Source organism: Alkalimarinus alittae, from assembly GCF_026016465.1.
GTDB classification, from domain to species: domain Bacteria; phylum Pseudomonadota; class Gammaproteobacteria; order Pseudomonadales; family Oleiphilaceae; genus Alkalimarinus; species Alkalimarinus alittae.
On the sequence record NZ_CP100390.1, the window covers coordinates 457,184 to 469,647 of the forward strand.

Sequence of the window (12,464 nt, forward strand, 5' to 3'; positions counted from 1 at the left end):
TTTATTATTTATAGTTTATTTGAGAATCTTTATAAAGAAATTGTTTGTATATTATTGTCACAAATCATTAACCGAATGATAAGTAGCTCCATATTCAGTACTTTGATAAAGTCTACAGCTCGGTGCAAACCCTTTCATTTCGGTTCTGATTTAAGGTTAGTACAAAATAAATAACTTGGTAGGTTAATAGGTATTTTATGACGATAAAGCTCGGAATTGTGATGGACCCTATTGGCGACATTAACATTGTTAAAGACAGTTCATTCGCCATGTTGCTTGCGGCGCAGAAGCGGGGGTGGGAACTTTACTATATGGAGCTTAAGGATCTTTACCTTGAGCAAGGCACGGCTAAAGCTTCATTAAGGCGGTTAACGGTAAAAGAAGACCCTGCTGGGTGGTATGAGCTATCTTCAAGAGAAGACCAGACATTGAGCATGCTAGATACAATATTAATGCGTAAGGATCCTCCGTTTGATAGTGAGTTCTTGTACGCGACCTTAATCTTGAGTCGAGCTGAAGAGAGTGGCGTGTTGATGGTGAATAATCAGCAGGGACTTCGAGATTGCAATGAAAAATTATTTGCTACGCAGTTTCCTCAGTGCTGTCCCGATGTGTTGGTATCTAGGGACCCTGCACGACTAAAAACATTTTTTACCGAGCATAAAGATGTTATTTTTAAGCCTCTTGACGGCATGGGTGGGGCCAATATATTTAGAGTGAAAGAAGGTGATGCTAACATCGGCGTAATCATCGAGACGCTTACTCAGCATGGAACGCAGCAAGCGATGGCTCAGAAGTTTATACCCGCCATTACAGAGGGCGACAAGCGTATTTTATTAATTGACGGTGAACCGGTGCCCTATGGGTTAGCTCGAATACCTGCTAAGGGTGAGAATCGTGGCAATTTAGCGGCTGGTGGACGAGGTGAAGGAAGGCCCTTAACCGATCGAGATCGCTGGATTTGTGAGCAGGTTGGACCCACATTAAAAGCTAAAGGGTTGTTGTTTGTAGGGATTGATGTAATTGGTGATTATCTTACCGAGATTAATGTTACCAGTCCGACCTGTATTCGTGAGCTTGATCGCGATTTCGGATTAGATATCGCAGGCCAGTTAATGGACAAGGTCGAAGAGAAGCTAAACGCGAAGCATTAATGTGTTCGCAGGCATTAACATGCTGGACAAAATAAAGGCGTGCGGTCAGACTATTCCGCACATCGACGTTAGTTTTTGAACGCGGTAAATTTGTGATTTAATTGAAGGTTTTTACTAATGGGCGCATATAGTTAATGTCAGCAGCAGTGGTAGCCGCAGGTGCGGTCGATAGGTTAAGTTTTACAATTTTTTTAGCGTTGGCGCTTCATGCCATTATTGTGTTGGGTGTAACGTTTGGCCTAGAAGACCCTAAACCTGCGCCGCATACAATGGAGATTACGCTCGCTCAGTATGATGATGGTGAAAAGCCAGAAGATGCTGACTTCTTAGCGCAAGCTAACCAACAGGGTAGTGGGACGGTAGAAGAGGTGTCAAAAATAAGTACACCGGTTAAGGCTAAACAAAATGATAAGGTTATTAGGGAAGTAGAAGAGATTCAGCAAGAAGCGGCTAGTCGACCTGAACCTATTGTTAAGAAGAAAACGCTGGTGGCGACGGAGTCAAATGCCAAGAAAAAAGCCCCCGTTGTAGAAAATAAGAAAACTGAAAAAACAGACCCTACAAAGCAACCCAAAAAGTCTTTATTGGCTAGAAGTCTAGAGATTGCGAGCTTGGAGGCTGAATTACAGCGGCAGCAGAAAGAGTATTCAAAGCGACCTAAGGTTACGCGCTTTAATGCAGCTTCAGCTATGAAGGCTGTCGATGCTCAGTATATGGCGCTCGTTAAAAATAAAATCGAGCGGATTGGTGCGTTAAATTTTCCTGAAGAGGCTCGATCGAAGCTTTATGGTCGGCCACGGTTGTTAATTGCGATACGGTCAGACGGAACCCTTAGGGATATTAATGTATTGGAGTCTTCTGGGAATAATGTTTTGGATGATAAGGCGTTAAAAATAGTTAGAATGGCCGCGCCGTTTCCCCCTTTTCCAGAGGAAGTTCGAAAAGAACGCGATGAGTTAGAAATTATTCGAACACTGCAATTCAAAGGCGGGTAAGCGTTGCTGTTGCAAATAACTCAAGCCTTAATTCTTGTTAAATCAGTCAGTGGGGCAGATACTTAACGTATGAGCGAACAAATGACATCACTGCGCGATCATTTTTTGATTGCTATGCCACGAATGAAAGACCCTAATTTTGATGGGGCGGTGACCTATATTTGCGATCACAATGAGCATGGTGCAATGGGTATTGTGATTAATCGCCCAATGGATATGACATTAGGTGAGGTTCTAGCGCAACTTGATTTTGGTGGCGAGGATATAGACAGTCTTATATATGCTGGCGGCCCTGTTCAAATGGAGCGCGGGTTTGTTTTGCATACCCCTCAAGGGGAGTGGCAGTCATCGTTAAAAATATCTGAAGGTATATGCTTAACCACGTCTAGGGATATATTAGAAGCGTTAGCGACAGACCAAGGGCCTGCTGAAAACTTAGTAGCGCTTGGTTATGCGGGCTGGGGCGCAGGGCAGTTAGAGCAAGAAATTGCAGAAAACTGCTGGCTGACTTGCCCTTCAGATGCGGCTATTCTTTTTAGAACCGCTCACGATAAAAAATTTGAGGCCGCCATTTCGCTGTTAGGCTTCGACCCAAGCCAGTTAAGCGATCAAACAGGACATGCCTAGCGTCTGGGGCGGAAAGTGCGTCCAAAGACATTCAGGCTAAGATTTTTTGACAAATTATTCAGGAATACCTCGTTGTCTACAGATGTAAATACATGCCTTGGTTTTGATTTTGGTACTCGCCGAATAGGTGTTGCTGTCGGTCGCAGTTTATTAGGGACGGCGTCTCCACTTGAACCTTTAGCGGCTCGTGATGGTATTCCTGATTGGGCTGAGATTGAAAGAATAGTATCAGAGTGGAAGCCTGATGGTTTCGTAGTGGGTCTACCATTAAATATGGATGGCACCGATAGTGAAATGTCTCGCCGAGCTACTAAGTTCGGTAAACGGCTTCAGGGGCGGTTTAATAAACCCTACTTTATGATGGATGAACGGCTCTCTAGCCATGAAGCTAAAGGGTATGTCATTGAGCGAGGCGGCGACCGTGATTTTGGTCGAAATTCAGTAGATGGCATTGCTGCCGTACTGATTTTAGAGAGTTGGTTTGCACAAAACCTAAATAGTGCCTAGCAGAGGCCATGATGTATAATCACTGTTGGGTGTAGATAATAAATTATCCGAGATAATACTATGACTGCGTTACTAGATGTTGAGAGCCTGCTAGTCAATATTTGTGCTGATTTAAGCGAGCATCTGGCCCTTAATCATATTGATTCCCCATGTGTTATCGGCATACGCACTGGCGGCGTTTGGCTCGCAGATCATATCCACAAAAAGCTCGGCTTGAGTGAGCCTTTTGGTGAACTAGATATTTCATTTTATCGTGATGATTTTACTCGTATCGGTTTGAACCCAACGGTTAAACCTTCTAGCTTACCTTTTGAAACGGAAGGGCGAGATATTGTCTTGATTGATGATGTTGTTATGTCTGGGCGAACCATAAGGGCGGCAATGAATGAGCTTTTTGATTATGGCCGCCCAGCGAGTATTACGTTGGTTTCATTGATTGATTTAAATGGGCGAGAGCTACCGATACAGCCTGATATTGTTGGACAGAAAATGACGCTCAATGACAATCAGCAGATTAAGTTAAAAGGCCCCGAAAAATTAGAGTTAGAGGTGACAGAAAAATAGTCTCTGTTTAGGGGCGTTTTTTTGGAATTATAGAACTATTGATTTTAGTACGTTCAGAAATTTGATTTTAGACTGGAAAATACGTTATGACGCAATCAAAAGAGCCTGACCACCTTCAGTTGAACAGTCAGGGGCGATTGAGGCATTTTTTAACCTTAGACGGTTTGGATAGGGCGACATTGACTGAGATTCTGGATACCGCAGATTCTTTTATAGAAGTGGGAAAAAGATCGATCAAGAATGTGCCGCTCCTGCGAGGCAAAACGGTCGTAAATCTTTTTTTCGAAGCCAGTACGCGAACAAGAAGCACTTTTGAATTAGCCGCAAAACGATTGTCGGCAGATGTCTTAAATTTAAATATCAGTACCTCCGCAACATCTAAAGGTGAATCGCTTTCTGATACCTTGCAAAACCTTGAGGCGATGGCCAGCGACATGTTTGTTGTGAGGCATTCCCAGAGCGGCGCGCCTCATTTTATTGCCGAGTCGGTCACACCTAATGTCTCAATAATTAATGCCGGTGACGGTCGGCATGCACACCCCACTCAAGCGATGTTAGATATGCTGACTATACGCCAACATAAAGGCTCTTTTGAAGGCCTTAAGGTCGCGATTGTTGGTGATATTCTTCACTCTCGGGTTGCCAGATCACAGATTAGAGCACTAAACACGTTAGGGGTTTCAGAGGTTCGAGTAATCGCGCCTAACACCTTGTTACCGGTAGATATTGAAAGCCTTGGCGCGACCGTTTATAGCACGATGAAGCAAGGTCTTGACGGGGTTGATGTGGTGATTATGCTGCGACTTCAAAAGGAGCGTATGGAAGGTGCCCTGTTGCCGAGTGAACATGAATTTTACGAGTTGTATGGGCTGACAACTGAAAAGCTAAAATATGCAAAACCAGATGCGATCGTGATGCACCCTGGCCCAATTAATCGAGGGGTAGAAATTGAGTCTGCCGTTGCTGATGGTCCTCAGTCAGTGATTCTGAATCAGGTCACTAATGGTATTGCTGTCCGCATGGCTGTTATGTCTATGGCGATGAGTGGGCAGACAGCGGCTATTTCTGCTGCAGCTTCTGAATAACGAGTACTGATTGAGTGTTGGTGGGTAAATGAACATAGAAATAAAGTCGGGCCGGATTGTAGATCCCGTTAATGGAAAAGACGAAATTCAGTCTTTATATGTATCAGAAGGAAAAATAGTCGCGATTGGCAAAGCGCCTGAGGGATTTTTAGCTGATCAGGTTGTCGATGCTTCCGGTTGTGTTGTATCGCCCGGTTTTATAGATTTATGCGCGTACTTACGTGAACCTGGGTATGAGTACAAAGGCACCGTTGCTTCTGAGACGTTTGCTGCGGCTAAAGGTGGGTTTACCGCCGTTTGTTGTCCTCCACAAACATTGCCGGTCAATGATTCGGAAGCTGTGACGCATCTGATACTTGATTTAGCACGAAGGGCTGGGTTTTCAAAAGTGTATCCGATTGGTGCGCTAACTAAAGGGCTAAAGGGGCAGCAGCTCAGTGAAGTCTACTCGTTGAAGCGAGCCGGTTGTGTCGGTGTGGGCAATAGCGGGCGTCCTGTGGCTGACCTGAATGTCATGAAACGATGCTGTGAGTATGCCAAAACACATGATATGAGTGTGTTTGTTCGACCTGAAGATGTTTCCCTAGCGTCTGATGGTTGTGTGCATGAAGGTGCCGTTGCGACTCGGTTGGGGTTGCCAGGTATACCTGCGTTAGCTGAAACTGTTGCAGTATCTCAGCTTATCTTGCTTGCAGAAGAGACGGGGGCACATCTTCATATGTCGCAACTAACGGCTGCAAAATCAGTTGAGTTAGTGGCGGATGCCAAAAAGCGCGGGATCCGCATTACTGCAGATGTTTCAGCGCAGCACCTATTACTAACAGATGTATCGGTTAGTGGATTTGATAGCCGGTTTCATTGTTTGCCACCCTTTCGAACTGAAGCGGATAGACTGGCTTTGATTGAGGGGGTGAACAGTGGCGTTATAGATGCAATTTGCAGCCAACACCAACCTCACGAAGCCGCCGCTAAGCAGGCGCCATTTGCTGAGTCTGAGCCAGGTATCTCATCAATAGAAACTGTTTTGCCGTTATTATTAGGGTTAGAGCGAGCGGCTACTCTGTCAATGGATGTACTTATTCGCAGCCTTTCAGTCGGTGCTGCGAATGTGCTGGGGGTGCAGGGAGGCTCTTTGGCGGAAGGACAAAATGCGGATATCTGCATTTTTGACCCGAATAAGCAATGGGTGGTGAATGATGAAACCATTAAATCATCCGGTAAAAGCACGCCTTGGAAGGGTGAAGAGCTGCAAGGGCTTGTGAAGGCAACATTGGTTGACGGCTGTATTGTCTATGCATGAGTTGTCTGAGTTTGCATTGCTCTGTTTCACTTCGCTATTTGCCATGATTAATCCATTTGGTGTAGCACCGGTGTTTCAGCCAATGACGACTCATATGACACATCAGCAGTCTCGGCAAGTTGCTCTTAAAGCATCGTTGACGGCGTTTGTGATACTGGTTATTTTTGCTTTAGTCGGCAAGTTTATCTTCGACTTTTTCTCAGTGTCGGTAAATAGCTTACGTATTGTGGGCGGCGTCATTTTCTTTTTGCTTGGCTACGAGTTGTTGCAAGCGAAGTTGTCTCGCATGAAAACCGATCAGATTGATGACATAGAGGGTTATAGTAATGATATTGCGATAACGCCGCTGGCTATTCCTATTCTCTGTGGTCCAGGGGCCATCGCTAATGTCATTATTTTTATGCATGATGGTGAGACATTGCTACACAAGCTGATCCTTTTGGGAGCTATTGCGGCTGTTATTGCGATCAATTATCTTGGCTTGATCGGCGCAAGTCGTTTGTTAGGCTTTTTGGGTGATAGCGGGAATAAGGTCATGATGAGAATTATGGGGCTTATTGTGATGGTTATTGCTGTTGAGTTCTTCTTTAGTGGCTTAACACCGATTGTGCAGGAGATGCTACACCCACAAGGGATATAGAATCTGGTTTGCACCTGCGCATATATGATCTATGTTTACTGTAGGTTATCGTTAATAGGTCGCTGCGAATGGATTTTACCTTGAGGAGTCAAATATGCTTTTTCTAATGTTTCTTTTAATGTGTGCTGCCGTTTGGTTGTTGTGGAATATTTGTAAGAATACGGGAGATGTACTCGATAAACAGACGGCTATTCAGTATGAGTTGGTGTCGTTAGAAAAAAAGTTAGAGGTCTTAGCGGATAAACTAACGGCGGCTCCGGCTGTTTCTAATGCGGTCGCTCAGTCATCCCTTGTGAATATAAATAATGCCAGTTTAAAAGACATAATGCAGCTACCTCGTATTGGTAAAGCGTTGGCGCAACGTATTATTGATAGTCGTCCTTATGACTCTGTGGATGATGTAAAGCAGGTCCAAGGGGTCTCAGACGATATGTTTAACGAGCTAAAGCCCCTTATCGCAACAGGCTAAGATATATGCGGGTTAGGTATGCGTGTGTTTAGGCATAAAAAAGGAGGTCGCAATGACCTCCTTTTTTATGTGCTTTACTTATGTTTTAGTATAAGTAGTTACCAGTATTACTGGTTGACGGAATCTTTAAGTGACTTGCCTGGCTTAAAACCAACTGATTTGCTAGCGGCTATTTGAATGGTGGCGCCAGTTTGAGGGTTCTTTCCCGTTCTTGCGCTTCTTTCCCTTTGGCTGAAGGTGCCAAAGCCAATTAATGTGACGGCTTCATTGCGGGATAATGCGTTAGTAATTTCGTCAGTAATGGCATTAATTACTTCGTTGGCTTTGTCCTTGGTTAATTCTGCTTGTTCTGCAATTGCAGCAGCCAATTCGGGTTTACGCATAAAACTCTCCTGATTTTATTAAAATTGTGTCGAGCTAATAATACTCTCACTATATGTATAGCGAGTTTCTGGCAACTGTCAAAGCGATTTGACGAATTGAATGCTGATTTTCAAAATAATACGAAATATTCGCTAGATTGGTGATTTGAAAGGGTTTAAGTGGCTTATCTTTAAGCATTATTTAACAGAAGTTGAACATTTGTTCCTGTTTTTTTTCTGCTTTGTGTAATTGATCTCACAATTGCTTTTGTATCTCGTTCATAATCTGCTAGCTCAAAATTCACGACCTTAAAATATAAGCCGATAAAAATAAAACAACAGAAACTAAGTGTTGTAACAGGAGATACAGGTGAAAAACTTCGGGGAAATAAAAAGCTTACTTAAAAATAGCTTACTGCTAGCAGTTGTTTCAGTTCAGCTCGTTGGGTGCCAAACGTTTAAAGATAAAGTGGTTTATGCCCCGGCTGGAGACATTATGCAAAGCCTAGCAAAAGAGCATACCGTACCGTATATGCTTGGAACCGAAGACGTGGCGGTTAGCTGCGCTATGAGTGAAGCATTGTCGCCACTGTTAATGGCATTTGGTCGAGTGACATCAAACCCTGATCAACTCGGTGTAATGTTAGGTCTTTCTGCCGGTGCATGTGAAGAGCAAAGAGCATGGGATAACGAATTACGCTACTTAAGAGCGATGCGTGATTTACGGCCAGATGAGGCTGAAGATGCATTGATTACTCAAAAACGACATTTAGTGAGCGCGTCTAAGCGTCAGTTTACGGCTTATAACCATCTTGTGAGCTACTACGGAGAGCCTGGTGGAGAATGTCCAGATTTAGATGATGACTTTGATCAGTTTATTTGGATGGCGGGTATGTTGTCTGGGTTACAAGCGCTGAATAACGAACTTCAATCAACATCGAGCATTGGCGTGCCTAAGAATATAGCGTCAAAAGTGGAGCGTGGAACAAGCTGTATTGACGATGATCAGTGGTGGGGCGTACCTATGGCAATGAAGGCTGCAGTATGGGCAATGCTGCCTGGGGCGTTACCGCATGGCGAGAATGCATGGGAGCGACTAGAGACAGCGCAAGCTAAAGGTGAAGCGGCTCGCGTTAGATTGCCAAATGTATTGTATGCGATGGCAGCATTTACCAACGGAAAAGACGAGTTAGTAAAAGATATTATTCGCCGTCATGCCGATCAAGTTAAAAGACACCCAGCGAACCCTGATTATGCGCTTATCGATACTACAGCGACAATACAGCTACAAGCATTGTCAGATAGATTGTGGACAGAAAATACAGGACATAGAACACCTATGGGTGGTCTAGGTACTTTTTGGGATGACAAGAAAGAGTCTAATGTAGAAGTAATGGATCTGGATGACCTCTTATAACAACGGGGATCAGACAATAATTAGCACTCCAGATTATATATAAATAACAGAAAATAAGGGCAAGTTAGTGAAGCTATTAAAAAACATCAAGGCGTTATCTGTTGCAGCAGTAGTATCCACAACCGCTATGAGTGGAGTCGTTCAGGCAGAAATGATAGAAAGGTCGTTTTGTGTTTGGGATCCCATAGGTGCTAACGGGCCATTATTTAATGTTATGAAGTCTGCTAAGCCTAGCGCAATGAAGTGGGGCATTAATCTTGAGCTGAAAGCGTATACCGACGAGAAGATTGCCGCTGAAGATTTTAAGGCTGGGCAATGTGACTCGGTACTTTTGACCGGTACTCGGGCTAGAGAATTTAATAAATTCACCGGCTCATTAGAGGCTATGGGAGCGATTCCTAGTAGCGAAGAAATGAAAATGATTCTGCAAACGCTTACTCAGCCTAAGGCTGCGCAGTTAATGGTAAACGGTGAGTATGAGGTAGCGGGTATTCTACCTGCTGGTGCCATTTACCTTTATACCCGTGATCGAGCGATCAATACGGTTGAAGAACTTCAGGGTAAGAAAGTAGCGACGCTAGATTATGATCAGGCTTCTATGACGATGGTGCGTCATGTGGGGGCTTCTGTCGTGGGGGCAAGTACTGCAAATTTTGCCGGTAAGTTTAATAACGGTAGTGTTGATGTTGCATATGCGCCTGCGGTTGCTTATACCCCGTTGGAATTATACAAGGGCTTAGGGGAAAACGGCGGGGTCTTTGACTTTGCGTTAGCTCAGATGAACTTCCAGATCATTGCTCGAACAGATCGCTTTCCAGAAGGTTATGGTCAAAAAGTACGAGATTACACGTCAACTCGATACGAAGAAGCCTACAAAATAGTTGAGACTGCAGAGGCTGAAATCAAGAAAGAGTATTGGATGAGGCCTACGGCTGAGCAGCTAGAAGGTTACTCTAAGATGCTACGAGAAGTGCGTATCTCCTTACGTGACGAAGGCGTTTATGACGCAAAAGCACTACGTTTGATGAGAAAGGTTCGATGCAAAAATAACCCAACAAACTCTGAGTGCTCAGAAAAAAGAGAGTGATGGGTTAGGGCGTTAATATTGATCATGGCATAAAGGGTATTTAAATAAGGATCGCCTACATTGGCGATTCTTGTTTTTCTGATTGCTAATACTTGCTTGGGTTTCTGTAACTCATTGAAATAATTAAACATGACTAGAATATTTATTATAAGCTTTGGAGGCTGTTAATCCATGGAAACGCGTGGAATCGCTAATCGTTCTGTCAGGGAGTGGGTTTCCTCATTTCCTGCCTGTATTTTGTTGTTAGCCGTTGTTATTTTTAGCACGGGCAGTGATATCCACAACCAAATGCTTAAAATGGGTGAGCAGGTATGGGGAGGCTACTATAAGCTTCGCATGGATCCTCAGCTTCCAACTTGTGACGCCAACTTCAATGTTGAGCAGCGGGTGCAGGAACAGTTGCTGGCAGAGAAAAATAAGCCAGATGATGATATGGATCTATTTGCAGATGATCCTATTGATCCTGCTATTTTGCGTAGTTCGTTAGAAAATGCCAAAGCTGACTGCTCTGCTAAGTATACAGAGTTTGAGCAATTAAAAGATCGCATCACCCCAGGGGTAAAGGCATTTCGAGCGGTTGAGTTGTTTGTGTCAGACCTTGTTGCCTTTGGCCTGACATCACAGCGTTTTATTTTAGCACTCTTGGTTCTACTTTGTGCCGCCACGGCTACGATGACGCGTCATCATATTGCTATGAGATCGATGCAGACTCAACTTGATCATACGGTTTCATTTACGTTGCAGTTTGTTGCAAACAGCATGTTACTTGTTTCGACCTTATCGTTTAGAGCGTTATCCCACTCAGGTGGAGCAGAGGTAGAGCTTTCAAAAGAAATTCTACATGACCTGTGGATCGCTGGTTTTGGATTATTAACTATTATAAGTGCCGTTAAGTTATTCCGGGTTCCAGCAGATATTAAACCTGGCGGAAAGTTAAGTCATGCACTGCTTTCGGTTCCGCTCTACACCACTATGTGTCTCATTGCAGGTACATACTTTGCCTTGGCTGGGCATGTTGCAGGCATAGGCATTTACCTGGATAAAATGATGGACCTATCTGACATGTTCTTGAATGTTGGTCTGTATGTATGGGTGGGGATGATGCTAAAAGAAACCCGCCTAGCCTCTCTTGTTTTTAATGTCTTTAAGCCTTGGAAAATGCCCCCAGAAATGCTGGCTGTTGTTGCGGTAATAGCGGCAGCGGTTCCTACTGCATATACGGGGGCTTCAGGTATCTTTGTAATTGCAGCAGGTGCAGTTATCTATCATGAGCTTAGAAATGCAGGTGCTAGACGGCAGCTTGCTTTAGCGGCAACCGCTATGTCGGGTAGTTTGGGTGTGGTCTTAAGGCCATGCTTATTAGTTGTGGTTATTGCTTACCTCAATAGAGAAGTCACTACAGATCAGCTGTTTGGCTGGGGTATTTGGGTGTTCTTGTTGACGGCTGGTTTGTTTATGGTTGTTAGTATGAGTGTCAATCGCCAGAGCAAGATTCAGCTAGCCCCTGCAGGCGAGGCTTTTCCGGCTATGATCAGAGAGTTCAAGCATCTTGTGCCTTACATTCTTGTTGTGGCGGGTATTGTTCTTTTTTATCGGTTTGCACTCGAAGTTCGTATGGATGAGTTTTCAGCGCCAAGGGTATTACCTGTTTTACTTCTCGGTATTCTGCTTTATGAGCACATTACACTGAAAGGTGGTAAGAAAAGTGTTTCAGGTGAAATCAATCATCAAGGGTTAGAAAAAAGTATCCGTACTGCTACCAATGAAACGACCTCTGAGATTGGTGCATTGCTACTGCTAATAGGTTGCTCTGTGAGTATCGGAGGCGTTATTGAGCGTTCGGGTATGATGGAAATGTTCCCACATTCATTTGATAGTCCTTGGGGGGCTATGGCTCTACTGGTTATTGTGCTTGTAATACTAGGTATGATTATGGACGCCTTTGGTGCGGTTATCTTGGTCAGTGCGACGATTGCGACGATTGCGTATCAAAGTGGAATAGATCCTGTTCACTTCTGGATGGTGACGCTAGTGGCCTTTGAATTAGGTTATCTAAGTCCACCTGTTGCTTTGAACCATTTGTTGACTCGGCAGGTGGTTGGGCAAGAAGAGGTTGAGCTAGCATTGCAGGAAGGAGATACTTTCTATCAACGTCATGAACGTATCATCATGCCTCTTATTGTAATGGGTATTGCGTTAGTGCTTGTCGCGTTCGTACCTCTAGCGGTTGGTTATTAATACTAATTAAATATTATTT

At 44.0% G+C, this 12,464-nt stretch carries 13 protein-coding genes; 12 read left to right on the forward strand and 1 reads right to left on the reverse strand.

Annotation, left to right across the window (positions count from 1 at the left end; genetic code table 11):
* Positions 1-197: 197 nt before the first annotated feature.
* The 9 genes from gshB to NKI27_RS02005 all read left to right on the forward strand — a co-directional run bounded on the left by gshB (position 198) and on the right by NKI27_RS02005 (position 7,341).
* Complete coding sequence (gshB, locus tag NKI27_RS01965; protein WP_265048024.1) at positions 198-1,154, forward strand: glutathione synthase; 957 nt, start codon at positions 198-200, stop codon at positions 1,152-1,154.
* Positions 1,155-1,288: 134 nt separating this feature from the next.
* Positions 1,289-2,149 (forward strand): TonB family protein, encoded by an 861-nt coding sequence (locus NKI27_RS01970; protein ID WP_265048025.1) that lies wholly within the window; start codon positions 1,289-1,291, stop codon positions 2,147-2,149.
* 81 nt (positions 2,150-2,230) lie between these two features.
* Complete coding sequence (locus NKI27_RS01975) at positions 2,231-2,776, forward strand: YqgE/AlgH family protein (RefSeq protein WP_265048026.1); 546 nt, start codon at positions 2,231-2,233, stop codon at positions 2,774-2,776.
* 72 nt (positions 2,777-2,848) lie between these two features.
* Positions 2,849-3,283 (forward strand): Holliday junction resolvase RuvX, encoded by a 435-nt coding sequence (ruvX, locus tag NKI27_RS01980; RefSeq protein WP_265048027.1) that lies wholly within the window; start codon positions 2,849-2,851, stop codon positions 3,281-3,283.
* 60 nt (positions 3,284-3,343) lie between these two features.
* The gene (gene pyrR / locus NKI27_RS01985; protein ID WP_265048028.1) at positions 3,344-3,847 is read left to right on the forward strand and encodes a bifunctional pyr operon transcriptional regulator/uracil phosphoribosyltransferase PyrR; all 504 of its coding nucleotides are present in this window, start codon (positions 3,344-3,346) and stop codon (positions 3,845-3,847) included.
* A gap of 86 nt (positions 3,848-3,933) precedes the next feature.
* On the forward strand, positions 3,934-4,932 hold the full coding sequence (locus tag NKI27_RS01990; protein ID WP_265048029.1) for an aspartate carbamoyltransferase catalytic subunit: 999 nt from the start codon (positions 3,934-3,936) through the stop codon (positions 4,930-4,932).
* Positions 4,933-4,960: 28 nt separating this feature from the next.
* Complete coding sequence (locus tag NKI27_RS01995) at positions 4,961-6,232, forward strand: dihydroorotase (protein ID WP_265048030.1); 1,272 nt, start codon at positions 4,961-4,963, stop codon at positions 6,230-6,232.
* Positions 6,207-6,872: a MarC family protein gene (locus NKI27_RS02000; protein ID WP_265048031.1), complete on the forward strand. Its 666-nt coding sequence runs from the start codon at positions 6,207-6,209 to the stop codon at positions 6,870-6,872. The genes NKI27_RS01995 and NKI27_RS02000 overlap by 26 nt, the downstream gene beginning before the upstream one ends.
* Positions 6,873-6,966: 94 nt before the next feature.
* Positions 6,967-7,341: a ComEA family DNA-binding protein gene (locus NKI27_RS02005; RefSeq protein WP_265048032.1), complete on the forward strand. Its 375-nt coding sequence runs from the start codon at positions 6,967-6,969 to the stop codon at positions 7,339-7,341.
* Between the two features lie 107 nt (positions 7,342-7,448).
* On the opposite strand, the gene NKI27_RS02010 is transcribed toward NKI27_RS02005, so the two are convergent.
* Positions 7,449-7,724, reverse strand: coding sequence for an HU family DNA-binding protein (locus NKI27_RS02010; protein WP_265048033.1), 276 nt, complete (start codon positions 7,722-7,724; stop codon positions 7,449-7,451).
* A 349-nt stretch (positions 7,725-8,073) separates the two neighbouring features.
* Here NKI27_RS02010 and NKI27_RS02015 point away from each other — a divergent pair, with 349 nt between their 5' ends.
* From NKI27_RS02015 to NKI27_RS02025, 3 genes are all read left to right on the forward strand, one after another.
* A complete protein-coding gene (locus NKI27_RS02015) occupies positions 8,074-9,120 on the forward strand; it encodes a hypothetical protein (protein WP_265048034.1) in 1,047 nt (348 codons plus the stop codon).
* A 67-nt stretch (positions 9,121-9,187) separates the two neighbouring features.
* A complete protein-coding gene (locus tag NKI27_RS02020) occupies positions 9,188-10,207 on the forward strand; it encodes a putative solute-binding protein (protein ID WP_265048035.1) in 1,020 nt (339 codons plus the stop codon).
* Positions 10,208-10,378: 171 nt separating this feature from the next.
* On the forward strand, positions 10,379-12,445 hold the full coding sequence (locus NKI27_RS02025) for a TRAP transporter large permease subunit (protein WP_265048036.1): 2,067 nt from the start codon (positions 10,379-10,381) through the stop codon (positions 12,443-12,445).
* Positions 12,446-12,464: the final 19 nt, after the last annotated feature.

Excerpts from the sequence above, each read along its gene's own strand:
- gshB (WP_265048024.1), top strand. The coding sequence starts at position 198 with ATGACGATAAAGCTCGGAATTGTGATGGACCCTATTGGCGACATTAAC.
- NKI27_RS01970 (WP_265048025.1), top strand. The coding sequence starts at position 1,289 with ATGTCAGCAGCAGTGGTAGCCGCAGGTGCGGTCGATAGGTTAAGTTTT.
- NKI27_RS01975 (WP_265048026.1), top strand. The coding sequence starts at position 2,231 with ATGACATCACTGCGCGATCATTTTTTGATTGCTATGCCACGAATGAAA.
- pyrR (WP_265048028.1), top strand. The coding sequence starts at position 3,344 with ATGACTGCGTTACTAGATGTTGAGAGCCTGCTAGTCAATATTTGTGCT.
- NKI27_RS01990 (WP_265048029.1), top strand. The coding sequence starts at position 3,934 with ATGACGCAATCAAAAGAGCCTGACCACCTTCAGTTGAACAGTCAGGGG.
- NKI27_RS01995 (WP_265048030.1), top strand. The coding sequence starts at position 4,961 with ATGAACATAGAAATAAAGTCGGGCCGGATTGTAGATCCCGTTAATGGA.
- NKI27_RS02005 (WP_265048032.1), top strand. The coding sequence starts at position 6,967 with ATGCTTTTTCTAATGTTTCTTTTAATGTGTGCTGCCGTTTGGTTGTTG.
- NKI27_RS02010 (WP_265048033.1), bottom strand. The coding sequence starts at position 7,724 with ATGCGTAAACCCGAATTGGCTGCTGCAATTGCAGAACAAGCAGAATTA.
- NKI27_RS02025 (WP_265048036.1), top strand. The coding sequence starts at position 10,379 with ATGGAAACGCGTGGAATCGCTAATCGTTCTGTCAGGGAGTGGGTTTCC.